This is a genomic window from Pseudoxanthomonas sp. PXM01, from assembly GCF_014851815.1.
GTDB lineage: Bacteria > Pseudomonadota > Gammaproteobacteria > Xanthomonadales > Xanthomonadaceae > Pseudoxanthomonas_A.
On sequence record NZ_JACVAJ010000002.1, the window covers coordinates 1,471,974 to 1,496,757 of the forward strand.

The 24,784-nt window shown below is 70.1% G+C and carries 23 protein-coding genes and 1 pseudogene; 11 read left to right on the plus strand and 13 right to left on the minus strand.

The features are described from left to right. Positions 1-29: 29 nt before the first annotated feature. The 3 genes and pseudogenes from IB230_RS19785 to IB230_RS16345 form a co-directional block, all read right to left on the minus strand. The gene (locus IB230_RS19785) at positions 30-2,429 is read right to left on the minus strand and encodes an alpha-2-macroglobulin family protein (RefSeq protein WP_225589640.1); all 2,400 of its coding nucleotides are present in this window, start codon (positions 2,427-2,429) and stop codon (positions 30-32) included. A 33-nt stretch (positions 2,430-2,462) separates the two neighbouring features. Further along, positions 2,463-2,579: pseudogene (locus IB230_RS19790) on the minus strand (energy transducer TonB); the annotation flags it as partial. A gap of 3,468 nt (positions 2,580-6,047) precedes the next feature. Beyond that, a complete protein-coding gene (locus IB230_RS16345; RefSeq protein ID WP_192273835.1) occupies positions 6,048-6,518 on the minus strand; it encodes a hypothetical protein in 471 nt (156 codons plus the stop codon). A gap of 132 nt (positions 6,519-6,650) precedes the next feature. On the opposite strand from IB230_RS16345, the gene IB230_RS16350 reads away from it, so the two are divergent. The 4 genes from IB230_RS16350 (at position 6,651) to IB230_RS16365 (ending at position 9,544) form a co-directional block, all read left to right on the plus strand. Then, a complete protein-coding gene (locus IB230_RS16350; RefSeq protein ID WP_192273836.1) occupies positions 6,651-7,676 on the plus strand; it encodes a pteridine-dependent deoxygenase in 1,026 nt (341 codons plus the stop codon). A 72-nt stretch (positions 7,677-7,748) separates the two neighbouring features. After that, the gene (locus tag IB230_RS16355) at positions 7,749-7,997 is read left to right on the plus strand and encodes a hypothetical protein (protein WP_162338986.1); all 249 of its coding nucleotides are present in this window, start codon (positions 7,749-7,751) and stop codon (positions 7,995-7,997) included. A 97-nt stretch (positions 7,998-8,094) separates the two neighbouring features. Beyond that, positions 8,095-9,084, plus strand: coding sequence for a porphobilinogen synthase (gene hemB, locus IB230_RS16360; protein WP_192273837.1), 990 nt, complete (start codon positions 8,095-8,097; stop codon positions 9,082-9,084). A gap of 1 nt (position 9,085) precedes the next feature. After that, positions 9,086-9,544, plus strand: a complete 459-nt coding sequence (locus IB230_RS16365) for an N-acetyltransferase (protein WP_192273838.1) — start codon at positions 9,086-9,088, stop codon at positions 9,542-9,544. Between the two features lie 61 nt (positions 9,545-9,605). On the opposite strand, the gene IB230_RS16370 is transcribed toward IB230_RS16365, so the two are convergent. Then, positions 9,606-10,343, minus strand: a complete 738-nt coding sequence (locus IB230_RS16370) for an outer membrane beta-barrel protein (protein ID WP_192273839.1) — start codon at positions 10,341-10,343, stop codon at positions 9,606-9,608. A 369-nt stretch (positions 10,344-10,712) separates the two neighbouring features. Here IB230_RS16370 and aroE point away from each other — a divergent pair, with 369 nt between their 5' ends. The 4 genes from aroE (at position 10,713) to IB230_RS16390 (ending at position 13,353) form a co-directional block, all read left to right on the plus strand. Then, a complete protein-coding gene (gene aroE, locus IB230_RS16375) occupies positions 10,713-11,561 on the plus strand; it encodes a shikimate dehydrogenase (protein ID WP_192273840.1) in 849 nt (282 codons plus the stop codon). A 5-nt stretch (positions 11,562-11,566) separates the two neighbouring features. Beyond that, a complete protein-coding gene (locus IB230_RS16380) occupies positions 11,567-12,091 on the plus strand; it encodes a hypothetical protein (protein ID WP_192273841.1) in 525 nt (174 codons plus the stop codon). 58 nt (positions 12,092-12,149) lie between these two features. Further along, entirely contained in the window at positions 12,150-12,500 is a 351-nt protein-coding gene (locus IB230_RS16385) for a hypothetical protein (protein WP_192273842.1), read from the plus strand. 79 nt (positions 12,501-12,579) lie between these two features. Continuing rightward, complete coding sequence (locus IB230_RS16390) at positions 12,580-13,353, plus strand: ThuA domain-containing protein (RefSeq protein ID WP_192273843.1); 774 nt, start codon at positions 12,580-12,582, stop codon at positions 13,351-13,353. Between the two features lie 10 nt (positions 13,354-13,363). Here IB230_RS16390 and IB230_RS16395 read toward each other — a convergent pair whose 3' ends face one another. From IB230_RS16395 to IB230_RS16425, 7 genes are read right to left on the minus strand one after another with little or no spacing between them, the layout of a single operon-like run. Further along, positions 13,364-14,386: a DUF4380 domain-containing protein gene (locus IB230_RS16395; RefSeq protein WP_192273844.1), complete on the minus strand. Its 1,023-nt coding sequence runs from the start codon at positions 14,384-14,386 to the stop codon at positions 13,364-13,366. Between the two features lie 8 nt (positions 14,387-14,394). After that, on the minus strand, positions 14,395-15,693 hold the full coding sequence (locus tag IB230_RS16400; protein ID WP_192273845.1) for a DUF58 domain-containing protein: 1,299 nt from the start codon (positions 15,691-15,693) through the stop codon (positions 14,395-14,397). After that, positions 15,690-16,691: a MoxR family ATPase gene (locus IB230_RS16405; RefSeq protein ID WP_225589540.1), complete on the minus strand. Its 1,002-nt coding sequence runs from the start codon at positions 16,689-16,691 to the stop codon at positions 15,690-15,692. The genes IB230_RS16400 and IB230_RS16405 overlap by 4 nt, the downstream gene beginning before the upstream one ends. After that, entirely contained in the window at positions 16,688-17,887 is a 1,200-nt protein-coding gene (locus tag IB230_RS16410; RefSeq protein WP_192273846.1) for a DUF4350 domain-containing protein, read from the minus strand. Before IB230_RS16410 ends, IB230_RS16405 begins: the two co-directional genes overlap by 4 nt. Next, positions 17,884-19,452 (minus strand): DUF4129 domain-containing protein, encoded by a 1,569-nt coding sequence (locus IB230_RS16415; protein ID WP_192273847.1) that lies wholly within the window; start codon positions 19,450-19,452, stop codon positions 17,884-17,886. The genes IB230_RS16410 and IB230_RS16415 overlap by 4 nt, the downstream gene beginning before the upstream one ends. Next, positions 19,442-20,440 (minus strand): stage II sporulation protein M, encoded by a 999-nt coding sequence (locus tag IB230_RS16420; RefSeq protein ID WP_192273848.1) that lies wholly within the window; start codon positions 20,438-20,440, stop codon positions 19,442-19,444. Before IB230_RS16420 ends, IB230_RS16415 begins: the two co-directional genes overlap by 11 nt. Further along, on the minus strand, positions 20,437-21,117 hold the full coding sequence (locus IB230_RS16425; protein WP_192273849.1) for an RDD family protein: 681 nt from the start codon (positions 21,115-21,117) through the stop codon (positions 20,437-20,439). The genes IB230_RS16420 and IB230_RS16425 overlap by 4 nt, the downstream gene beginning before the upstream one ends. 163 nt (positions 21,118-21,280) lie before the next feature. Between IB230_RS16425 and IB230_RS16430 the strand changes: the two genes are divergently transcribed. Both IB230_RS16430 and IB230_RS16435 read left to right on the plus strand, forming a co-directional pair. Beyond that, positions 21,281-21,565, plus strand: a complete 285-nt coding sequence (locus tag IB230_RS16430) for a YkgJ family cysteine cluster protein (RefSeq protein WP_192273850.1) — start codon at positions 21,281-21,283, stop codon at positions 21,563-21,565. Positions 21,566-21,575: 10 nt separating this feature from the next. Beyond that, positions 21,576-22,220: a Pr6Pr family membrane protein gene (locus IB230_RS16435; RefSeq protein ID WP_192273851.1), complete on the plus strand. Its 645-nt coding sequence runs from the start codon at positions 21,576-21,578 to the stop codon at positions 22,218-22,220. A 10-nt stretch (positions 22,221-22,230) separates the two neighbouring features. Here the strand turns inward: IB230_RS16435 and IB230_RS16440 are convergent, their stop codons facing one another. After that, positions 22,231-22,608, minus strand: a complete 378-nt coding sequence (locus tag IB230_RS16440) for a VOC family protein (RefSeq protein ID WP_192273852.1) — start codon at positions 22,606-22,608, stop codon at positions 22,231-22,233. 38 nt (positions 22,609-22,646) lie between these two features. Next, positions 22,647-23,195 carry a gamma carbonic anhydrase family protein gene (locus tag IB230_RS16445; RefSeq protein WP_192273974.1) on the minus strand — a complete coding sequence of 183 codons (549 nt, stop codon included), beginning with the start codon at positions 23,193-23,195 and terminating at the stop codon, positions 22,647-22,649. 61 nt (positions 23,196-23,256) lie between these two features. Between IB230_RS16445 and IB230_RS16450 the strand changes: the two genes are divergently transcribed. After that, the gene (locus tag IB230_RS16450) at positions 23,257-24,783 is read left to right on the plus strand and encodes a coniferyl aldehyde dehydrogenase (protein ID WP_192273853.1); all 1,527 of its coding nucleotides are present in this window, start codon (positions 23,257-23,259) and stop codon (positions 24,781-24,783) included. Position 24,784: the final 1 nt, after the last annotated feature.

The following is a 24,784-nucleotide window of genomic DNA, read 5'->3' on the forward strand; positions in this document are numbered from 1 at the left end:
GGCGGCCCAAGGGCCACCGTGCGTCCGGTTCACGGTGAAGGCGACGGTACGACGGCAAGGCGATCCGACGCCGTGCGTGCGTGGCTGGCGTTGCCGTACATCAACTCCGCCTTGGCGGGCGCGGCCAGGTAATCGCCCGCGTTCGCCACCCGCGCGAAATAGTGCACGTCGTGCCGCCCCGCCGGCAGGTATTCGGCGTAGAACTTCGGCGCACGCGGGTCCAACCGGCGTGTCCGGAACACCGGGCTGCCGATCGAGGACACCTGCTTGAGGTCGAGCCCGGCCACGGCGGACAGTGCGAGATCGGTCGGCCGCAGGCCGCCGGGCACGTCATCGGTCAACGCCACGAAATGCCGTGCCGAGGTGGTCTGCACCGTCAGGGTCACGCGGATCCAGTCGCCTTCCTGCACGGGATGCGTACCCAGTGCCTGCCAGGCGCCGGCACGCAGGACCTCGTAGCGTCGGGCGAGCGACAGACCGACGGCGGACGCCTGCGCGCGCGCAGCGTCCTCGTGGTAATCGACCTCGGCCACATAGCCCAGCCAGGCGCGCTGGCCCGGCGCCTGGGCGAGCGTCAGCGTGGCGTCGTCCACCGCGTCCTGCGGCACGGCCCAGCGCGCCCGTACCTCGCCCACCGACAGCGACAGCGTGGTCCGCTGTCCGGCGACGGCCGCCTGCACGGTGGCGGGATGTGCCGGCTCTGATGCCGTCGCGCCATCCAGGGCCACCAGGCAGTACGCACCGGTCTGGGTGTCGACACTGGCTGCGCCGCCGGCGTACAGGTCCACCAGTCCCCGCAGCAGCCCATCGCGCACCTGCCTGTCGGCGAGCGCGGGATGGTCGTTGAGGACGCCGAGCAGCGCGCACTGCTCGCGCAGGCGCGAGCCCATCCAGCGCGCCCAGCCGTCGTCGCGGTCGATCTGCCGGGCAAGGCCACGCGCCGGGAAGTGCGCCAGCACCGATGCCAGTGCGTCGGGCGTCGCAGGATGTTGCGCGGCGGCCAGCGCACGCAGGCCGGCGATGCGCGCCGGCAACGCGAGCCCGCCCCAGACCCGCCACAGACCGTCCACGCTGGTCCGGTCGGTGCGCACGGCCGCGACGGCGAGCGCGGTGTCGTTGTGGTCCCCGGGCACGAGGCCGCGGGATCGCGCCACGGTCGCATCGGCCGCCCTGGCGGCGGCATCCGCGGCGGCGGCCGCCGCCGCTGCGGCTTCGGCAGCGTCGTACTCGAGCTGCGTTGCGGCATCCGCGCCAACGGGGGCCGCGATCCGGCGACGCGGGGCCTCGTCTTCCGGTGCGGGCAGGCGTTGACGGTCGAGGAAGTCGTGCGCCCCACGCGCCACCTGCTCCGGCACGGCATATCCGCGTTGGCGCAGCCATGCGAAGGCCTGCAGCGTGTACGCAGTCAGTGCAACCTGGCCGCGCGTGCCGAAACCGCCGTCGTCCATGCCGGCCTCGTCGGCGAAGAAGCGCATGCCCCCGTCCTCGTCCTGGAAGACGGCCGCGTTGTCCAGCGCTTCCTGCACCACCGCGGCGGCGTCCGGCCAGGCGGCGGTATCGCCACGTTCGGTGGCCAGCGCCGCGCCCACCGCACGGCTGAGGATCTGTTCCCAGCACCGGTGCGGATAGGCATGCAGGTCGCGCGTCCAGCGCTCGACCAGTCCTGCGCCGCCACGGCTGGCCTCCACCGCCAGACGGGGATCGCGGGCGTCGGTAGGCAGCGCCGGCATCTTCAGCACGACCGGTGCGTCGTCCAGCCAGCCGGCCTGCACGCGGCGCGCGGCGACCAGCGGCGAGGCCACCTCGACCGGTGCGGCGATGGCGTCCCGTCCGGTCGCGGCCTCCACCGACGCCACAACCTGCAACGCCCCCACCGCAGAGGGCTGGATAGTGGTCGCGATGCCGGTCTGGCCGCGGGCGGCCAGCGTCAGCGCGTGCTCCCCGGCATCGGCCTGTGCGACGCCGTTGCCCTGCAGTGCGATGCGCGCCTGCACCGGGAGCGCGACATCACCCGACTGCCGCAGGTGCGCGGCGAGCCGCGCCCGGTCGCCCGGATAAAGGCGCACCGGCACCTGCAGCCGCGCTTCCACAGGCAGGCCGACTTCCAGTGCAGCGTCGACCTGCTCGAACCCGTCATCGGCATCTCCGCTCCATGCGACCGCGCGCCAGCGCGTGAGATTGTCGGGCAACGCCACCTCGAAACTGCGCGACTCTCCCGGCGCGAGCACGATGCCGGCCTGCCAGAACGCCGTATCGGCGAAGCGCGTGCGCACGCGCGCCAGCGGCGACTGCGCGCTGCCCTGCTCGCGCGGTCGCACATCCGTCGCCGGACGCTCACCGGCCTGAAAGATATCGGCCGGATCGATGCGCGAACCGGTGACTTCGATCCTGTCGAGCGTGGCATTGCCGGTTTCAGCAAATCCGCCCATTCGATCGAGCGCAACGGCCGGCGCGGGGGGTGGCGGTGGCGCAGGGGGTGCCGACGGCGAAGGCGGGGTGACGATGTCGGACGGCCGCGGCTCCCAAACGTCCACGGGAGGCGCTTCGGGCGGTGGAGGCAGTGATGACGTGCCGGGCGGTGGCGCTTCACTGCTTTCAGCTTCTGTGCGCGGCCACGGCAGTGCCCATGTCCAGCCATTGCTGCGCCATTGGTAAAAGCCTATTGGCCACGAAGATCCATATTCCTGCTCACGCCCCAGCCAGTGGGTGCCGAGAGGATCCGCATACGCCAGCCACTGCCCCGCCATCGCACGCAGGGCGTCATCGGTTACCGCCACGGCGACCTGCCGCGGCCGATCGCCGGTATTGGTCAGCACCAACCGCGCCGGTTGCCCGGGACGCGCATCGTCCGCCCGCAGCGACACGCTCACGGCCGGCGCGGCTTTCGGACGGGCGACGGTGACGTCGACACTGGCACTGCGCAGCGGCAACGGCGCGCGATAGCCGGGCGCCGCGTCGACGGCATCATCGCGGTCGCGGATGTGCACGCCGATGCTGAGCGGTCCCTGCGTGTTGGGCGGCAAGCGCAATGCGATCTCCTGCGTGCCGGCACGTACCTCGGCCACGTGGTGGCCAACCAGCGCGCCATGCTGGCGGAACACGAACAGCGCGGTCGCCCGCGATTGCGGTTGCGTCAGCACCACGTTGACCGGTCCGCCGGGAAGCGGCTCGCCACGTCCCGTCACCAGGCTGATCTCGCGCGATGCGGCGGCGACGGCATCGCCGGCCCAGACGTACTGCGTCATCGTTGCGGGCGCGGCATCGCCGCTGCGGGCCAACAGGCGATAACGGCCGCTGCGTGTACGGGGTACGTCGCACGTGGAGCGCTGTCCTGCGATCAGCGCGCAGGTCGCCACACGCTCGCCCACGGCGTCCTCGGATGCTCTCCAGTCCTGCCCCAGGTAATCGACCTGCACTTCGACGGGCGCGGCATCGATGCCGTTGCCGTCCGCGTCTATGACGACTGCCTGCAGGTGGAGAGGCGTGTCCGCATCCCACCAGTACGGCTCGCTACGCAGGCCCACGTAGCGCGCGTGCCGGGCGTAGCGTGCCTTGGCGGCGTTGCTGACGGTGCCTTCGCGTTCGCTGGGCTTGATCTCCACCACCGCCTGCAGCATGCCGAAGGCAGGTGGCTCGAGATGCGGCTCGCTTCCTCCCGGGAACGCCACCGGCAGCGAAACCCGTGCCTTGCCATCGGCATCGGTGCGGACACGCGTGGCGGGCGGCGCCAGCGTCACGCCGCCGCGTCCCGCGCCGGACACGACATCGACGAAGGTGTAGTCGGCATAGCGTGGATACGCCTCGCCCAGCGGCAGGCCGGTCAGCAACGTGCTGACCCGTTCGAGCGGCATGCCGGCCGCCGGGCCACCGGAGTAGTAACCCGCCTCGACCTCGAACGCGAACGTATCGCCCTCGCGCAACACACGTTCCTCGGTATCCGTACGCGCCCACAGGTCCTGCGCGCGATAGGTGCCGACGAAGAAGCAGGCGCCGTTCTCTTCATCGGCATCGGGCAGTCCGATGCAGTACGTGCCGTCGGTCAGGTGTACGGGCAATGCCAGTTTGGCATGGATGACGCCCTGGGCATCCGGCGTGGCCTGCCATCGCAGGACGGTCTTCGACTCCTCCATCGCGACCAGGGCCAGCTCGAGCGGCGCCGGCTGCGCGATGCGCTGCAGCCGGCCAGCGACGCGTTCGCGTTGCCACAGTTGGTACTGCACCGTCGCACCGGCGGTGTACAGCGGACGGTCGCTGACACCCCACAGGTGACGGCGCGCCGAGGCGCCCAGCCTCAAGCCGTAGCGCTGGCTCGCACCGAGCGGCAATACCGCGCGCTCGGCCCGCGCGCCGTTGCCGCGCGTCGCACGCAGCCACCAGCGCGGGTACTCGCCATCCAAGGCATCGGGCAGGACATGGCCCACCGGCAGCGCAAGCCGCGCGACGCCATCCCGATCGGTGCGGGCTTCCGCCAGCGTGCGCACCGACGCTTCAGGTGACCCCTGCAGCAGAAGCTCCACGCGTGCGCCAGCGATCCCCCCGTCCTCCGACCATGCCTGCGCCCAGGCGATCACCTCGCGCTCGCCGGTCAACGCGACCAGATCGAACGCGGGTGCGGCGAACTCCACCCCGGCCTGACGACGCAGGTAGGGCGAGCGCCGGGCGTCGGCGGACTGGACCTCCCAGCGCGTCCATCCTCCTTCGCGCAAGGCGAGGTCGTCGACCGGCGAGGTCACCGCGACGCGGGTGTTGGAAGCTGCGGCCGGCACGCGTGCGTCATCCGCCTGCAACGCCGTGCCGAGTGCGGTGACGTGCAACGGCGTACCCGTCGCGTTGATGCCTTCCAGCCGCGACGCCGGCAGCGCACGTGCATCGAGCAGGACACGCTCGCCCGACGCCTTCAGACTGGGCTGCGCATCGGTGGTGCGCACGTCGAGGGTGAGCGGAACCAGCGAAGCGCCCTCCGTCGTGGTCATGTCCTGCCACGCCAGCGAGAGCCGCGTGTTGGCAGGGGCGACGGTCAACTGCGCGATCGCTCCCGGCGCGAGTGCCTCGTACCGGCCACGCCCTCTCACGTAGTAGGGGCTGCCTTCATGCCAGCGCGTCACGGTCACGCCGGCAGGCAGGCGTGCCGCGAACCGCTCCCGTGATGCGGCATCCGGCATCCGGGACAACACCACCTGGACCGGCTCACCCGGCAGGCACGCGAGCGCCGCATGCGCGACCGGACCCTCGAGCGTGCGCACCTCGTCGCGCTGCCGGCACGACAGCTGGCGCACGCGGAAGGATTCGTTGGGGAGCGCGCTCAGCAGCATTTCGTTCTGGGTTCCCCGCAGGTCGCCTGCCTCGCTCCGCAGCCCTGGCGCCACGTGCAGGTTCACACGCGCGTCGGCTGCGACTTCGCCCGACAGCCGGACCTGGAAGCGGTGCACTCCGCCGTCGTAGCGGAATCGCGGAAGACGGTCGATCGAATAGGGCACATCGCGTTCGCCGACCCTGACGCGCAGTACCGCCTGCACGTCGGCAACCGTCATTGCCATGTTCGCGGTGACGCTGAAACGCGGCATGCCGTCGTCCCATCCTTCCACGTAGGCACTCAGGGCCGGACGTTCGGTTTCGACATGCAGCACCTGCGCCGGGATCGCCTTGCCCTGCTGGGTCAACAGGCCGGGAGCGAGTTCGATGCGATACCGGGTGGCGGGGCGGGGCGCAGCGGGCGGCTCGATCGCGCACAGCAGCAGGACGTCATCGTTCCAGTGGCAGGCCAGCGGCAGCGCGGGCGTCGTGCGTACGGCATCGCGCTGGACCTGGTTGTCCCAGACCCGCATGGGCGCTGCGAATTCCAGCTGCAACCCGCCATAAGAAAAGTCGGCGTCGACCGTTGGATCCGCCGCTTGCGCCGCGAAGGACCATCCCGCCATCCCCAACAGCCAGCCCCATACCGCAATGCGCGCGTGTCGCATGCCGCTCCCCATCGGTGTCCGTTCCGGACCCGATGCTGCCTGCGATCACGCGCGAACGCCACCCGGCCGGAGGGCCGGTGACGCAGGTCAGGGATTCTTCGTCGCCGGCGCGGACTCGGGCACCACGATGGTCGGATCCACCGGCGTACCCGGCGGCACGTAGATCGCCACACCGGCCGCCTGCTTCTGCGTGGTGGGGATGCCCATGCTGAGGCCGCCGCCCGAGTGGCGTCCGTAGCTGCCCGCGCCCACCGACATACCCACCGGCGAGCCGCTGGAACCCACGCCCAGCAGCACGATGCCGTTGGCGCCGAGGGCGGCGGCTTCGCGCTTGAGGCGGGCCACCGCGGCGTCGGTCTGGCCCTGGGTGCCGAAGCCGACCGCGCTCTTGGACTCGAGCTGCGCGATCTCCAGCGACCCGGCGGGTGCCGTGCGATAGACCTGCACCTGCGCGGGATCGAGCGCGGGGCGCGCCTGGCCCAGCATGACCTTAGAACTGCTGGCACAGCCTGCGGCAAGCAGTGCGGCGACCAAGACGGGGGCGATGCGGAACGTCATGACGGCTTCTCCCGGTGACCTGCGGCGATCTTCCGCCGGACGGCCTGAATGTTGGCACAGCCCGCGGGCGACCGGCGTGACGGGGTGGGCGGGTTATCATTTCGTCCAGACCATGTTCCCGTTTCCTGCACGATGAGCTTCGCCCCCGACCACCCACCCGCACCGCAGCGGCTGGCCGTCGACTACATCCATGCCCCGACGCCGCAGGCGTTGCTGGGCCTGCCGGAAACCCTGGCCGTGTTCGGCTTCGGCGCACTGGCACCCGCCACGGCCGCGATCGACGATCCGCGCTACCTGCGCGTGCCGCTGTCGCCGCTGCGTGAAGCCGCCGCACCCTACGAGGTGTGGCGTGCGACCGGACCGGTGACGACGGGCCGCGACGGCGCGGTGCGCTACAGCCACGACGGGACGCTGATGTTCGGCGTGGTGGAGTGGGAGGAATCCGAGGGCGGCATCCTGCATGCCAGTGCGCATGCCTATGCGGCCATGGCGGCCTTCTGGCGCGACAGCGGGTATCCGCACCTGCTGCGGATCTGGAACTACTTCGACGCGATCACCGAAGGCGACGGCGACGGCGAGCGCTACCGGCAATTCTGTGTCGGCCGCGTGCAGGGCCTCGGCGACGTCGACACCCGCGTACTGCCCGCCGCGACCGCGATCGGCGCGAAAGGCCGCGACGGACGCCGCGTGCTGCAGGTGTACTGGCTGGCCGCGCGCGAACCCGGCCTGCCGCTGGAAAATCCGCGCCAGGTCAGCGCCTACCGCTACCCGCGCGAATACGGCCCGCAATCGCCCAGCTTCGCGCGTGCCCTGCTGCCGCCTTCGCCACGCGTGCCGCTGCTGCTCTCGGGCACGGCCAGCATCGTCGGCCACGCGTCGCAGCACGCCGATTCGTTGCGCGCGCAGCTGGACGAAACGCTGACCAACCTGGACAGCCTGCTCGGCGCCGCGCGCGAGCATGCGCCGACGCTGACGCCGCACATGGACGCCAGTTCGCGCCTGAAGGTCTATGTGAGCGACGCCGTCGACGCCGACGCGGTCGCCGCGCAGCTGGAAGCGCGCCTCGGCACGCGGGTGCCCTGGTTGATGCTGCATGCCGACGTCTGCCGGCGCGAATTGCTGGTGGAGATCGAGGGTATGCACGGCGTGGTGGCTTGAAGCACCTGCCGGACGTCCGCATAGTGGTTCCATGAGGCGCCGCGTCGCGCGCCGTATCGCGGAGGATGTTCGATGGGACTGATCAGTCTGCTGTGGGGCATCGTGGCGATGCTGTGGATGGTGCTGGCCCTGATTCCGCTGCTCGGATGGGGCAACTGGTTCCTGATCCCGTTCGCCGCCGTCGGCGCGATCATCGCCGCCATCGGCATCCTGTTCACGCGCACCGAAAACCGCGGTCGCGCCAAGGCGGGGCTGGTGCTCAACGGCATCGTCATCGTGGTGGGCATCATCCGCCTGTCGCTGGGCGGCGGCTTCATCTGATCCCGGCGCGGACGCAGCGTTCCACGCTGCGACCGCCTGTCGCAGGCCGCCCCTCGGGCCACCGGCGTATCATTCGCCGCTCTGCCAGGAGCCCGTGATGGCCTATCCCCACATCCGCCCCCGCCGCATGCGCCGCGACGACTTCTCCCGTCGCCTGATGCGCGAGCACGTGCTGACCACCAACGACCTGATCTACCCTGTATTCGTGCACGAGGAAAAGGGTCGCGCGCCGGTGGCGTCGATGCCCGGCGTGGAGCGCCTGTCGATCGACGAACTGCTGCGCGTGGGCGAAGAAGCGCTGGAACTCGGCGTGCCGGTGCTGGACCTGTTCGGCGTGCCCGATCCTGCGGCGAAGACCGCCGACGGCCGCATCGCCTGGGACGAGGACGGCATCATCCCGCGCGCGATCCGTGCGCTGAAGGCGCGCTTCCCGGAACTCGGCGTGATGAGCGACCAGGCATTGGATCCATACACCACGCACGGCCAGGACGGCCTGATCGACGACACCGGCTACATCCTCAACGACGAGACCATCGAGGCGCTGGTGAAGCAGTCGCTGGCTCACGCCGCCGCGGGCGTCGACATCCTCTCGCCCAGCGACATGATGGATGGCCGCATCGGCGCGATCCGCGCCGCACTGGAGAATGCCGGCTACATCAACACCCGCATCATGTCGTACGCCGCCAAGTACGCCAGCGCGTTCTACGGCCCGTTCCGCAGCGCGGTGGGCAGCGCCGGCAACCTCGGCAAGGGCAACAAGTTCACCTACCAGATGGATCCGGCGAACTCGAACGAAGCGCTGCACGAGATCGCGCTGGACCTGGAGGAAGGCGCCGACATGGTGATGGTCAAGCCGGGCCTGCCGTACCTGGACGTGATCCGCCGGGTGAAGGACGAATTCGGCGTGCCGACGTTCGCATACCAGGTGAGCGGCGAATACGCGATGATCAAGGCCGCGTCGGCGAACGGCTGGCTGGACGAGAAGGCCTGCGCGCTGGAAGCGCTGACCGCGTTCAAGCGCGCCGGCGCCGACGGCGTGCTGACCTACTTCGCGCTGGATGCGGCACGCTGGCTGCGGAGCGGCTGAGATGACGGCCGTCGTCATCCGCGATGCGCGGCATGACGATGCGGACGAACTGGCGCGCCTGTGCACGCTGCTCGCCTATCCGGTGGACGGCGATGGCATGGCGCAGCGACTGGCCAGCCTGCTGGGTTCGCCCACGCATGCGGTGATGGTCGCCGCCTCTCGTGACGATGGTGGCGACCTGCTGGGCATGGTCGCCGCAGAGTGGCGGCTGATGATCGAGTTCGGTCACCGCGCCGAGATCACGGCGTTGATCGTCGATCCACGGGCGCGACGCCTCGGCCTGGGTCAGCAACTGGTGGATGCCGCCTGCGACTGGATCCGTGGGCGGGGCGGCGGCGATGTCTTCGTCCGCTCCAACATCGTGCGGCCGGAAGCGCATGCGTTCTATCCCTCGGCCGGCTTCGCGCTGGCCAAGACGCAGCACGTCTATGTGCGGCAACTGGGGCGTCCGGCGGACTGACCGGAGAAGCCGGCACCACAACGAGAACGGGAGCCTGTCGGCTCCCGTTCTCGTTCCTGCATCAGAAGCGGGCTTCGATGCCCAGCATCACCGTGTCGGCACGACTGAAATCGCAATAGTCGTCATCGTCGTAATAGCAGTCGTTGTAGTCGTCTGCGTAGACGAAACCGGTGTAACCCAGGTGGATGTTGAAGTGGCGGTTGATATCCACACCGATCGCCACGCCCGCATAGCCGCCATCGGTCGAGAGCTCACCGTAGTATCCGTCCTGCTTGGCGTCGAAGTAGCCGCCGCGCACCGTGGCGAACCACGGACTGTTGCCGAAGTTGAAGCGGGCGTTCGCACCGATGGCCTTGTAGGTGGCCTTCGGCACTTCGACACCACGGTAATCGGTGCTGTCCAGCCGGCCACCCGACAGTTCCACGCCGACCTGCGTCCACGGACCCGCCTGCCAGCGGTAACCGGCGCTCACGGCCACGGCGTCCTGTTCGACGTCTTCGTAGATCCAACCCTGGCCGGCCTGCACGCCGACGAAGAAGCCGCCATCCTCCTCATCTTCGGGGGCGGTGGCAGGCGCAACGTAAGGCGCCGGCGCGGCATAGGTCGGCGCGGGCGCCGGAGCCTGCGGTGCGGGGCTGACTGCAGTCGGCTGGGTCGCCGGCGTCGCGGGCTGGGTGGGCGCGGGCTGCGCGGCGCTCTTGTTGCGGAAGGCCTCGTAGGCGGGCGAGACGGACTGCGCCTGCGCATGCAGGGCAAAGGCCGCCAGCGCGAGCGGCAGGTAGCGGAACAACGGCTTCATGGTGAACTCCCCTTTCGGTGGTGGTGGCGTCCCCGCGTCCTTGCGGTACCGGCGGGGCGGATCGGTGCGGTACGGATGGCAGCGCCGACGGGCGCGCATGCATGGACGCGGCGTCGCTCCGTTCCCGGTCGACGCGCGTCCTCGCAGTGGCAGAGTTCGATGGAAGGCGGCCGGACTCCCCAGCCCGCTCGCCTGTCGCCTTGCTCCCTGGCACACCCCCTTCGGCGGCGGCACAGTGCAGCGCGGTGCATCGCCTGTCAAGCGGGCGCCGGCGCGCGGTAGACTGCGACGAAGGCGGTGGCGGGCATCCGCATGTGCGGACGCTTCGCTGCGGCATCCGACTCACTCTTTCCGACGGGGTTCCGCGCCATGTCCAGCCATCGCTACGCCGTCTTCGGACACCCCGTCGCCCACTCGCTGTCGCCCCGCATCCATGCCGCCTTCGCGCAGCAGGTCGGCATCGCGCTGGAGTACACGGCCATCGACACCGCGGCGCACGACTTCGTCGCCACGCTGGACCGCTTCGCCGGCGACGGTGGTGCGGGCGCCAACGTCACCCTGCCATTGAAGGAAGCCGCCTTCGCGATCTGCGCGCAAGCGAGCGATCGCGCCCGGCGTGCCGGCGCAGTGAACACGCTGACCCGCAACGACGGCCAGTGGCATGGCGACAACACGGACGGCGCCGGGCTGGTGCGCGATCTGACGGGACGCCAGGGGCTGGACCTGCGTGCACGCCGCGGCCTGCTGCTCGGCGCCGGCGGCGCCGCGCGCGGCGTGGCGCCCGCGCTGCTGGACGCCGGCATCAGCGAACTGATCATCGTGAACCGGACGGCGGACCGCGCCGACGCGCTGGCCGATGCACTGGGCGAACCGGATCGCGCGCACTCGCGCTACTGGGACGACCTGCGCGACCTCGGTGACTTCTCGCTGATCATCAACGCGACCTCGGCGGCACGCCAGGACCAGGGGGCGTTCACCCTGCCGTTCACGCTGGCCACGCCACGCACGCTGGCGGTCGACCTCAACTATGGCGAAGCGGCGATCCCGTTCCTTGCCTGGGCGCGCGCTGCCGGCTGCCACGACGCCGTGGACGGGCTGGGCATGCTGGTGGAGCAGGCCGCCGAAGCCTTCGAGCAATGGCATGGCGTGCGACCGGAAACAGATGCCGTCTACGCCGCGCTGCGCGGCAAGGACAAGGTGCTGGTGACGGCGGACTGACCGCGATGCTCATCAGGCTCGCTTCAAGCGTCGCCCTGATGTTCGGTCTGGCCCCGCACGCCAAGGCGGGATGGATACACGAGGTGCGCGCGCCGTCGGCCGCCCTGCCGGCCACCTCCAGCCTTCGTTATGACGCGGCACCCGATGTCGGCACGCCGCGCCTTGATGAGGCACTGCTCGCGCTGACCGACGCCAGCCGTGTTGAGCTGGATATCCTCGTGCTGCACGAACGGATGCTGGAAGCCGACTTCCAGCATGAGCTCTTCCTGCTCCTGCGCGCCTCGGCGCCATCGCAGCTTGAAGAAGCGCTTGTCTCTTCCGGCAACCACGACAATCCCGCGTTGCTGGCGCTGCGTCGCCCGTTCCTGCAGGCGGTTTCGGATTCGCGCATCGTCACCGGATATCGGCAGGATCTCGCCAAGCATGGCCTTCGTGTCGCCGATGTGCAGCTCGAGAAGCTCGCCCTGGACGCGAGTGGAGATACACCCCGCCTGCGTTGTTTCCTCTGGTTGACCCTCTTGCCCCTGTGAAGCGAAGCGGCGCCATCAAGTAGGCTAGGCTGCGACGAAACATTCCTGGAGGAAATGCATGGACGGACTTTTCACCCAACTGCTGACGATGCTCGGCTACCAGCTGCCCGAACTGCTGGCCTGCGTGGCCGGCACCGCAATGCTGGCGATGTGGGCACCGCCGGCGCCGGGTCGCAAGCTGGCGCTGGCCGGCATTTCGCTGATGCTGCTGACCACCCTGCTGCGCGGCGTGATGAGCGTGTGGCAGGCATGGGTGATCAACAGCGCCACCGACGGCTATGCCTCGGTGAGCAGCATGATGGGTCTGTTCAGCGCCGTCGGCATGCTGATCGGCGTCGTCTCCGCGGCCGGCCTGGTGATGCTGGCGTGGGGCGCCTGCAAGGCGATGCAGGCCACGCGCACGGCCTAGGCGATATCCGCATAGGCGCCGCTGAAAACGGAATAGCGCGACAGCACCCGGCGACAGGCGAGCGGGCTAGCATCGCGGGATGAAACGCTTCCTGCTGCTGACGCTCCTCTGCCTCGCCTCCCTGGCTTCCTCCGCGTGCGCGCAGGGCCAGTTCAAGGTGCTGGTGGTCGCCATCCCCAACCGCTACCACCACGACTACGCCGTGGTCGCCAAGCCGCAGTTCGAACGGATGGCGCAGGTGCATGGCTTCGACCTGACGTGGTCGTGGAACAGCACACCGTTCGATGGCGACCTGTCGCCCTATGCCGCCATCGTGCTGCTCAACACGCCAGGCGACGAACTGAAAGGCGAGCAGCGCGGCAAACTGGAAGCCTATGTGCGCGCCGGCGGCGGGGTGATGGCCGTGCACCGCGCGCTGATCTTCAATCCGCCCGGCGACTGGCCCTGGTTCGAGCGCCTGATCGGGCGGACGTTCCGCATCCATCCGATGGTGCAGACCGCCACCGTACGCGTGGAGGATCCCGCGTTCCCCGCGACGTTCGGCCTGCCGTCGCGCTGGGTGTGGACGGACGAGTGGTACGAGTTCAACGCCCCGGTCACGCGCGGCCTGCGCACCGTGCTCAGCGTGGACGAAACCAGCTACGACCCGACCCGCATCTGGCCTGGCCAGACCGCGCGCGGCATGGGCAAGGACCATCCCGTCGCGTGGTACCACGCCTACGACGGCGGCCGCGTCTTCGTCACCTCACTGGGGCACACGCCGGCGCTGTACGACGACCCGTCGTACCTGGCGCATCTCTACGGCGGCCTGTGGTGGACCGCGACCGGCAAGGGCATCGACGCATCGCGCTGATGCGCGACGATCAGTCGGTCGCGCCGCAGAGCGCCAGGCGTTCGCACAGGAACGCGACCTGCGCATCCTGCGTTTCGGGTCCGTCGTACGCCAGCACGGTCCAGCGTTCCCGGGCCTGCATCGCCTCGCCGGCCGCGAGGATGCGGAACGGCGCGTGCACTTCCATTTCCAGCAGGCCGGCCTGGACGTCGTCGGCGTGGTCCAGATACAGCTCGACCTGGCCGTGCTCGGGATGGATGGCGGCGCGCGGCTGGTGGTCGAAGCGGATCACGAAGGCCTGTCCGTAGGTGAACCCCGCCATCCAGCCGGCCGACGGCTGCAGGAACACCTTGCCGCGGCGCATCGGAAGATCCGGCGACATGGGCTGGAACGAGAAGACGCCACGCTCGATCCGCCACACAGGCACCGCACCGTCCTCGCCTTCGACACGCACGTCACGCGCATCGGCCACCGGCACGTAGACGCGCGTCGCCGCAGAGGTCCGCGTGTTGAACCACAGGTCGCGCGCGACGGGACGTCCACGGATGTTGCGTGCGGTCGCCGTCACGATGAGGGTGGCCGGATCGGCCGGATCGAATGCGAACGATTTCAGCAGCCGCACCCCGGTGACGGGGCTGTCGATGCCTTCCAGCACCAGCCGCTCGGGCGAACGCGCGACCACGCGCGTCCCTGCGAAGGCCAGGTACGGGTCCGGCGGCCACACCGCCTTCGCCGCGCGACGCGATGGATTCGCGTCCTGGTCGGACCACCAGCCGCTCTGCGGCCCCAGCCACACGTCATGCCCCAGATAGCCTATGTCGTCCGCGTCCGCCGAGACGGCTGGCGTCGGCTGCGACGCGACGGGTTCGCCGATCCTGATCAGGTTGGGACGATCGACGCGCCCGGCATGCAGCACACGACCGCCGAATGCCGGCGTGATCTCGACGACGATCTCCGTCGACTGCAACCGGATGCGTTCGACGTCCGTGGCGTTCGCAGGCCCTGCACCGAGGCACAGCGCGACGAGGACGAGCGGCGTGACGAGCGTGCGCATGCGCGCCACTACAGCACGCCGTCGCGCTTCACCGCCAGGTAGCGCTCCACCAGCGCACCCGGCAGTTCGTCGCTGGTGACATCCAGCACCATCACACGATGGCTGCGCAGCGCATCGTGCGCCGCCGTGCGCTGCTCCCGGTAGCGGGCGACGGCGCCGGCATGGATCGCACCCTGCAGGTCATGCACTTCCTCATCGAGGGCATCGTCCAGTGAGGTCTCGCGCAGGCTGGCCACGCAGACCAGGTGCCGCTTCTGCAGCAGGCGCACCGCGGCCAACAGGTCGTCGATGTCCTCGTCGCGCACATTGGTCACCAGCATCACCAGCGCCCGACGGCGCTGGCGCAGGCTGAGCTCGGTGGCGGCGGCCAGATAGTCCGTGGCGACCGGGCGCGGCTGCAGGTCGTAGCTGGCGCGCAGCAGCGTATCGATGGCCGCCATGCCACGTTGCGGCGCGACCCAGCGGCTGTCGCCACCGGCGGCGAACAGGCCTACGCCGTCGCCCTGCCGCAGCGCCAGATAGGACACCACCAGCGATGCGTTGAGCACGTGGTCGAAGTGGCCCAGTTCGTCCTCGCGCGCCATCATCCGGCGGCCGGTATCGATCAGCATGACCAGTTGCTGGTTCTTCTCGTCCTGGTACTCGCGCGAGATCAGCTTGCGAGAGCGCGCAGTGGCTTTCCAGTCGACCTGGCGCAGGCTGTCGCCGACGCGGTACTCGCGCATCTGGTGGAAGTCGGTGCCTTCGCCGCGCCGCCGCTTCAGATGCGCGCCCACGAGGCGCGACGCCTGTTCGGCACTGAACAACGCGAAGCGCGTCAGCGGCGCGAAGTTCGGGTACACGCGTACCCGCTGCGGCGCACCGGCTACGCGCGACTGCCGCCACAGCGCCAGTGCGGAACGCAGGCGCAACTGCACGCCCTCGAAGTGCGCGTCACCGCGCGCCGCGGGGCGCAGCCGATAGGTGACGCGGGTGGCCGACATCGGGGCCAGCGTCAGCCGGCGCGGCAGGCCCGACGAGGCCCAGCCGCCCGGATGCAGGTCGAACACCTCCAGCCGCTGCTTCACCCGCGACTCGAACACCAGCGCGACATCGCGTTCCATGCCCAGCGGCAGCGCCTCGGGCACCTCGCGCACGGTGTCCGGCGTAGGTCGCCCGCGCAGCCGCCAGCCGTCCAGCAGCGCGACCGCCAGCATGGCCGCGCCCACCAGCTGCCATTGCCACAGCGACCAGCCGAGGAACGGCACGGCCAAGCCTGCCAGTCCCCAGCAGGCGATCAGCGCAATGAGCAGCGGAGCCGGCCTCATTTGCGGGGAGCGTCCACCTTGGCCAGCAGCGCACGCAGCGCGTCGTCCGGCGACTGCCCTTCGATCTGCAGTTCGGGCGCGAGGGTGATGCGGTGGCGCAGCGCCGGGCGGGCGATGTCGCGCACGTCGTCGGGGGTGACGAAGTCGCGCCCCTGCAGCACCGCCTGCGCACGCGCCGCGCGCACCAGGGCGATGCTGCCGCGCGGACCGGCGCCCAGTGCGATGCCGGGCCACTTGCGGGTAGCCGCGACGATGCGGACCGCGTAGTCGACGACTTCCGGATCCACGCGCACGGCGGCGGTCTCGCGCTGCATCGCGGCGATGTCGGCGGCGCCGAGCACGCGCTTCACCTGCGAGAGATCGAAGTCGGCGGCGGTGCGCCCGGTGGTGATGGCATCGACCATGCGCTTCTCGTCCTCCAGCGCCGGATAGTCGATCAGCACCTTCAGCAGGAAGCGGTCCAGCTGCGCTTCCGGCAACGGATACGTGCCCTCCTGCTCCACCGGATTCTGGGTGGCGAGCGCGATGAAGGGGGGCGACAGCTGGAACGACTTGCCCTCGATCGTGACCTGGCCTTCCTGCATCACTTCCAGCAGCGCGGACTGGGTCTTGGCCGGGGCGCGGTTGATTTCGTCGGCCAGCAGGATGTTGGTGAACACCGGACCGCGGCGGATCTGGAAGCTCTCGGTCTTCGGGTCGTAGACGGCATGGCCGCTGACATCGCTCGGCATCAGGTCGGGCGTGAACTGCACACGCGCGTAGGTCAACTCCAGCGCCTGCGCGAGTGCGCGCACCAGCAGCGTCTTGCCGAGTCCCGGCACGCCCTCGATCAGCACGTGGCCGCCGGCGAGCAGCGCGATCAGGATCTGGTCCAGCACGTCGGGCTGGCCGATGAAGGCGCGCGAGACCTCCTCGCGCACGGCCTCGACGCGCTCGGACAGCGCATTGGTCGGTGTCGGCGGGAGCGCGGGCGGCGCGGCGGCGGTCTCGTCGTTCATAGGCGGTTTCTCAGTTGGATCAGCAGGGAAATGCGGTCGCGGAAGGCCTGCCGGTCGTGCGAGGCAGGAACGTTGAGGGCGGTGCGGATGCGGTCGGCCGGCTGGCCGGTGCGCTCGGCGATGGCGGCGACCTGCGCCTCGCCGGCGAGCGCGGCGGCGACCGGATCGCGACGGCGCAGGCGCGCAAGGAACGCCTGCCGGACCGCGGAGTACAGCATCACGCCGCGGCCGTAGCGGTAGAGGTGTTCGCCGCTGGCGCGTACGTGCTCGAGCAGCGAGCGGCGTTCGCCGGCCGGCGACGGTACCGGTGGTCCGAAGCGCTGCATGCGCATCCACAACCAGGCGGCCAGCGCTAGCAGCAGCGGCGCCCACACCATCCAGCCCTGAAGGTACAGCGTGCGCCACAACGACGGCATCTCCGCCGCATAGACCAGGTGTATGGTGCCCTGGCGGTAGTTGGGCGCCAGCACCTGTCGCGCCAGCGCGCGATGGGGACCGTCGCGCAGGCCGCCGCTGGGCGGCGCATCCAGCGCTTCCTCCATGAAGCCGCGCGTGGCCGTGTTGGCCAGGAAGTCGAAATCGGCCAGCACGTCGACGTGCCCCTTGCCCGCCGCCACGCGGGCGTAGACATAGCCGTGCTTCAGGTCGCCCCACGCCAGTTCGGGCACGGTATCGTCGAAGGCGAAGCGCCGGCCACGGCAGAACTCCACGTGATGGCCCTCCCCTTCCACCTGGAAGTCCTCGCACGAGGGGGTTTCGTCCACCAGCCAGGCCGACAGCTGGTCCAGCATCGCGGCCTGCGGCGCATCCGGCCCCGTCGTGGCATCGCCAGGCGAATAGGCCGGCGTGCGGATCAGCAGGTGGCCGCCTTCCTCCACCCACGCCAACAGGCGCTCGGCGTCGGACGGCGACAGCACGCGCGGATCGTTGAACAGCAGCAGCGTGTCGCCGCTGGCCATCGGGTGGTCGTCCAGCATCAGGCGCTGGCGCACATTGACCTTCACGCCATCGGCTTCCAGTGTCTTCGCCAGTGCGTACAACGGGTTGTAGGCGGCCTCGCCGGTGGGCGGCAGGTACAGCGTCTTCTCGACGCGATGGAAGGTGTGCCGGAACCACAGCCCTATCAGGGTCAGCAGCACCAGCGCGACCAGCAGTGTCGCGCCCACCACCCGGCCGTTGCGTCGCGCGTACGTCATGACGCCCATCCGTAGCGCTGCTGCAGGTCACCCACCAGCAGGTCGAACTCGTCCTCGCCCGGCAGACGTTCGGCATAAGCGGCGTACTGCCAGGTGCGCACGATACGGGCGAACACGGTGCGGTCTTCGGCCTGCGGCAGACGCCGCGAGGCACGCAGGCATTCGGCCTCGGTGGCGCCCGGCGGCAGCACGATGTCGACGCGCTGGCTCATGCTCTCGACGCTGGCGCGATAGAGCAGGGCCAAGGCATCGCGCCGACGACCGTCGCGCCACAGCGCGCGCGCAGCGGTGGCGATGTCGTCGGGCAGCGCCTCGGGCAACACCAGCGCGCCGGACTGCGGTGCGTCGGGAAGCGCCTGCGGGGGCCTCGCCATGCCGCGCATCCATGGCCACCAGTGGCGCGCGGTCGCCAGCAGTATCAGCACCAGTGCACCGGCGACCAGCCACAGCCCCCACTCACCGATGAAGGCCATCACCTTGCCGATACCGGACAACCAGGCGTGGTCGAACTCGGGCGCCTCCTTCGCTTTTCTGTCGCGGGGATCGCGCCGTTCCCAGCCGGACTGCACCTGCCTGCGGTCCAGCAGCGGGTCGCGGTAGGCCCGGTCGGCCGCCTCGCGGAAGGCGCGGTCGTCCACACGCTCGTCGCCGAATACGATGGGCAGCGTCGGCGGCGTCGCCTTGCCGTCTTCTTCGGCGGCGGCCGGCGCCACGGGTGCCGTCGGCGGCGCGCCATGGCGTTCCTGCGCGGCGGCGATGTCCATCCCGCCCAGCCACAGCACGGCCACCAGTGCCATCGGTGCGGCGGCCGCCAGCCGTGCGCGCAGCTTGCGGAACACGATCTCCAGGTCCCACGCCTCGATCTGCGTGCGGCGGTTGAGGTACAGGCCGAAGCCGGCACCGACGTAGAACGGCTCGATCACGCTGATCGCCGCCCACAGCAGCGCGTTCCAGGCAAGCTTGAACCAGCCGTTCCATTCGATGGCCGCCACGCGGAACGCCGCCTGCACGCTGTCCGGCAGCAGGTCCTGCGGCAGGTACATCACCACCGCGAGGATGCCGCCCAGCACCAGCACGCCCTGGAACACCAGGCAGATCCAGGTCAGCAGGATCGCCGTGCCGTAGGCCTGTCCGCCCAGCACGCGGCGGCGCTGGCGCAGCCGGTCGCCCTGCACGCCCTCCAGCAGGTCGATCGGCATGTACAGCGAGCGCACCGGGCTGAGGCGACGCCACGTGAGCAGGTGCAGCAACGTGCGTGTGCCCCAGTGGAGCTGCGCGCGGAGCGTTTCGCGCGTACCGGGCACGCTGCCGAACACCGCGCGCGACATCACGTACAGCGGGATGCGGTCAAAGGCCGGCTTCAGCCACCACATCAGCAGGGCCGCCAACCAGAACTGGTCGATCCACCACGCGCCGAGGTTCAGCAGTGCGAACACCGGCAGCGTCAGCCAGAGCCAGGGTTTCCAGATCGCCCCGGCGTGCCGGCGCACCAGCGCCATGCCCAGTTCCACGGCCTCCCAGTCCGAGCGAGCGCGCAGGCGGACCGTCAGCTGCTCAATCCTCATCGGCCACCCCGCGCCCGCCCATCCCCAGCCACAACGCCACCAGTGTCCACAGCACGCCGGACACGCTGTACTTCAAGGCGGCGGGGATGGATTGGGTCGACGACCAGAACGCTTCGATGAACGCCGCCACCAGCAGCATGAACGCCACGCCCAGGCACAGCCGCGCGCCCTTCGCGCCCGCCTTCGCCAGCGCATCGATGCGCCGCAGCCGGCCCGGCGCCACCAGGCTCAGGCCGAGTCGCAGGCCCGCCCCGCCGGCCAGCACGATGGCGGTCAGTTCGAACGGGGCGTGCCCGCAGACGAAGCGCCACAGCGGATCGCCGGAACCGATCTGCTGCAGGTGCCCGAACACCGTGCCGATGCTGATGCCGTTGACGATCAGCACGAACAGCGCGCCCACGCCGGCCAGCAGTCCACCGGCGAACGTGCGCAGGCCGATGCCGATGTTGTTCCAGATGTAGTGGCCGAACATCTGCCAGTCGGTCCCGCTTTCGCGGCCGAGCGCGTGCCGTTCGTCGCTCGGGTCGTACATGCGTTCCCACATCGCGACCTGCTCGGGCGAGACGATGCTGTAAACCAGCTCCGGCCGGAACTGCAGCAGCACGAACATCAGCACCAGCGGGAACACGAACACCACCGCCGCCACCCACATGCAGCCTGCTTCGCTGCGCACCAGCCGCGGGAATTCCGCCAGCAGGAAACGCAGGGCACGCTGCCAGCGCGGCGGCGGTGTGCGGTACAGCACGCCATGGCCCTGCTGCATCAGTGCCTGCAGGCGGTCCACGACCACCGGGCTGTAGCCGCGCCGGCGCGCCAGGGCGAGGTGCTGGCAGATGCGGCGGTAGCGCGCGGGCACGTCCTCGTCGGTCAGTTCGCCGGTGTTGCGCTCGCCGCGCGCGCGTCGCGCATTCCCGCCGCGCGCGTGCAGCCACGACTCGAAGGCGAGCCATTCGGCCTGGTGGCGGGCGACGAACTGCTCCTGCCTCATCGCCGCCCCAGCAGCCAGTTGGCCATGCCGTATAGCCGCAGCACGCCGGCCTGCCCCTGCGCGGCGGTGATGGGCTGGGCGAGATTGGCCAGTTCCTCCTGGCGCGACGGGGTCAGCTGCGGCGCGCGCTCGCCGAACGCGACGATCGCGCCCTGCTCCTCCGGCAGCAGCTGCGCCGGCGGCACGAACACCGTGTTGACCGGCGCGGGGGTGTGGTCGCGCTCGCGCCCGAGGTGGACCACCAGCGTGCCGGCGACCATGTCGCCCAAGCGGCGCGCGTGCGGATCGGCCAGGCACGCGACCAGGCCGGCGGCATAGCCGAAGGGCAGCATGTCGACCGTGCGCAGCAGGTTGCGGGTGATCGCCGCCAGCCAGCCCACCGGCGCACCGTCGGCCGACACGACGCGCAGGCCGAGCGCCTTCTTGCCGGGGGTCTGCCCGCGCCAGACCGACTCCAGCACGATCGGGTACGCCCAGAACACCAGGAACATCACGATCAGGTGCAGGCCGGCACCGGCCTCGCCGAACAGCGCCAGCAGCATCGCCATGACGAAGACGATGGCCAGACGGATGCCCAGGTCGATGCCCCATGCCAGCGCGCGCGGTACCGGGCCGGCCGCCGGCAGGTGCAGGCCCACGCCCTCGGGCGTGACGACTTCGCGATAGGTGTCCAGCATCAGCCGCTCACCACGGGCAACGTCCCCAGGGCGGTATGCCGGCCGCAACCGGATCGATGTGGTGGAACCCGACTGTTCCGCTGTCCATGCGCCTTCCCCATGCCTGCCGACTTTAGCCGGACGCGCCATCGTTGCCCAGCCAAGCCCTACACTTCGCGCCATCGTGGACACCGTCTTCTCCTGCCGATCGGGGTGCGCGGCCTGCTGCACTGCGCCGTCGATCACCTCGCCGATCCCCGGCATGCCACAGGGCAAGCCGGCCGGCGTGCCGTGCGTGCAACTGGACGAAGCCCTGCGCTGCCGGCTGTTCGGCAAACCCGAACGTCCCGCGTTCTGCGGCACACTGAAGCCGGGGCCCGACATGTGCGGCAACAGCCGGCAGGACGCGATGGCGCTGCTGACCGCCCTCGAACATGCCACCGCGCCGACCACGCTTTCCCCTCCCTAGGAGACATCGCATGCAGCGGACCTGGAACCTGATCCTCGCCGTTGTGGTCGCTGCGACGGTCATCGCGCAGCTCGTGCTGCTGGTCGGCGGCGGGCAGGACGTGAATACGACTGCGGCGGCCGCGCCGGTCCCGCTGGCCACGAAGCTGCTGCGGTTCTTCAGCTACTTCACCGTGCAGAGCAACCTGCTGGTGCTCGCCGCGGCCGTCAGCCTGGTGATCCGCCCCGATCGCGACGGTCCCGTGTGGCGGGTGCTGCGGCTCGATGCGCTGCTGGGCATCGCGGTGACGGGCGTGGTGTTCGCGACCCTGCTGTCCGACCTGGTGCAGCACAGCGGCATCGGTACCTGGATCAACGCCGGCTTCCACCAGCTCTCTCCGGTGTGGACGCTGGTGGGCTGGCTGTTGCTGGGCCCGCGTCCACGGATCGATGCGCGCACGATCCGCTGGGCGTTCGTCTGGCCGGTCGCCTGGCTGGCCTACACGATGGTGCACGGCGCGATCACGGGCTGGTATCCGTACCCGTTCCTCAATGCCGACAAGCTCGGCTACGGACAGGTGGGCATCACGCTCGTGATCATCGTGGTCGCTGCACTCGCCACTGCGTTCGCGTTCCGCGCGCTGGAGCGCTGGCTGCCGGCGTCGCCCGCGCGCTGACGGCCGCCGCTCACGCGACCTGCGTGGAAATCCACCAGGTCGTGCCGCCGGCATCGCGGAAGCCGCCCCGACGGTCGCCATCGCCCTTCTCTTCCGGCGCCTGCACGGCCTCGGCGCCCGCGGCGAGCGCGCGCTCCCACGTCGCATCGACATCGGGTACGTAGAGGTGCACGTGGCTGGCGATGGGCGGCCAACCTTCCATGCCATCGGCCAGCATCACCACCGTATCGTCGATGCGGACTTCGCCGTGGCCGAGGCGATCGCCCATCGGATGCATGCGCAGCGGCTCGGCGCCGAACACCGTGACGAGGAAATCGATCGTGCGCTGTGCGCCGTCGACCACGAGGTACGGGGCCACCGAGGTGTAGCCCTCCGGTTTCCAGGCCATGCGGGCCTCCCAGGCGGCGCGGCATGCGCCGCCGTCAATCATGCCGCAGGCGGTGTTGGCTGCAGGTAACGGTCCTTCAGCTTCACGTAGTGCGCGGCCGAGTAATGCAGGCTCTCGATTTCCTTGTCGGACAGCGTGCGCACCAGGCGGGCGGGATTGCCGAGCCACAGCTCGCCCTCGCCGACCACCTTGCCCGGACCCAGGATCGCGCCGGCGCCGAGGAAGCCGTACTTCTTCACCGTCGCGCCGTCGAGGATGCAGGCGCCCATGCCGATCAGGCACAGGTCCTCGATGGTGCACGCGTGGATGATGGTGCCGTGGCCGATGGTGACGTCGGCGCCGATCAGCGTGGGATAGCCGGCCTTGTTGAACGGACTGTGGTGGCTGACATGGACGATGGTGCCGTCCTGCACGTTGGTCCGTGCACCGACACGGATGTAGTTGACGTCGCCGCGCAGGATGGTGCCCGGCCAGATGGAGACATCTTCGGCCAGCTCGACATCCCCGATGATCGTGGCGGCGGAATCGACGTAGACCCGCGGCCCGAGGACGGGAAAGCGGTCAAGGTAGGGGCGCAGGGCGGTCAGATTCGGGTCCATGTCCGGATTGTAGTGCGCCCACTCCGGAACGAAGGCATACACTCGGCCCATGACGACCTTTCCGCATGCCGCCACGACCGCCGCGAATGCGGCCATCACCGCCGCCAACGCCGCGATCACGGCCGCCACGGCAGACACAGCGCCCCGCGCCGGCAACGGTACCCGTGCCCCCGACGACGATACGCCGGTCGGCGACCTTGCCCCCGTGCTGCAGCGGTTGCGCGACACCTGGCAGGCACGCAAGCCCGACTACGCCCAGCGCCGCGACGACCTGCAGCGCCTGCGCGACACCCTGAAGCGCCGGCTGCCGGAAATGGCCGACACCATCGCCGCCGATTTCGGCCACCGCTCACGCCACGAGACCCTGATCGCCGACGGCATGACGGTGCTCAACGAGATCGACCACCTCACCTCGCATCTGCGCCGCTGGATGAAGCCGAAGCGCGTCGGCGTGGGCTGGCGCTTCTGGCCGGCGCGCGCGGAGATCCGCCAGGCGCCGGTCGGCGTGGTCGGCGTGATCGCACCGTGGAACTACCCGGTCAACCTGGCGCTGATTCCGCTGGCGACCGCGATCGCCGCCGGCAACCATGTCTACCTGAAACCGTCGGAGCACACGCCGCGCACGACCGCGTTCCTGCGCTCGCTGCTGGCGGAGGTGTTTCCGCCGGAGCGCGTCAGCGTGGCCGCGGGGGGAGCCGAGGTGGCGGGCGCGTTCGCCGCGCTGCCATTCGACCATCTGGTGTTCACCGGCTCCACTGCCGTGGGCCGCAAGGTGATGGCGGCCGCCGCACCCAACCTGACGCCACTGACGCTCGAGCTGGGTGGCAAGTCGCCGGCGATCGTCTGCGACGACTTCCCGGTGGAGCAGGCCGCGGCGCGGCTGGCGACCGGCAAGTGGTTCAACGGCGGGCAGACCTGCATCGCACCGGACTACGTGTTGCTGGTCGGACGCAACCGGCGCGATGCGCTGGTGCAGGCGTTGCGCGAGCAGGTGGCCGAACGCTACGGCGACCTGTCCGACGCCGGCGACTTCACCCGCATCATCAACGACGGCCAGTTCGCGCGCCTGGACGGGTACCTGGACGACGCACGCCAGCGCGGCCACGAGGTCATCCCGCTGGCGACGAAGCACGACCGCGCGCAGCGCCTGTTCGCGCCCACCGTGGTGATCGAACCCGGCGACGACGCGAAGGTGATGCAGGACGAGATCTTCGGCCCCATCCTGCCGATCCGCACGGTCGATTCGCTGGACGAAGCGGTGGCCTACGTCAATGCACATGACCGGCCGCTGGCGCTGTACCCCTTCAGCCATGACCGCGCACGCGTGGAGAAAATCCTGCGCAGCACGCTGGCCGGCGGCGTGACCGTCAACGACACCGTGCTGCACTTCGGCATCAACGCGCTGCCGTTCGGCGGCGTCGGGCCGAGCGGCATGGGGGCTTACCACGGCCGCGCCGGTTTCGACGCAATGAGCAAGGCGCTGCCGGTGCTGTGGCAACCGCGCCGCGCCGGCAGCGACCTGCTGAAGCCGCCGTACTCGAAGGTCGCGCGGTTCATCGACTTCATCATCCGCTAGC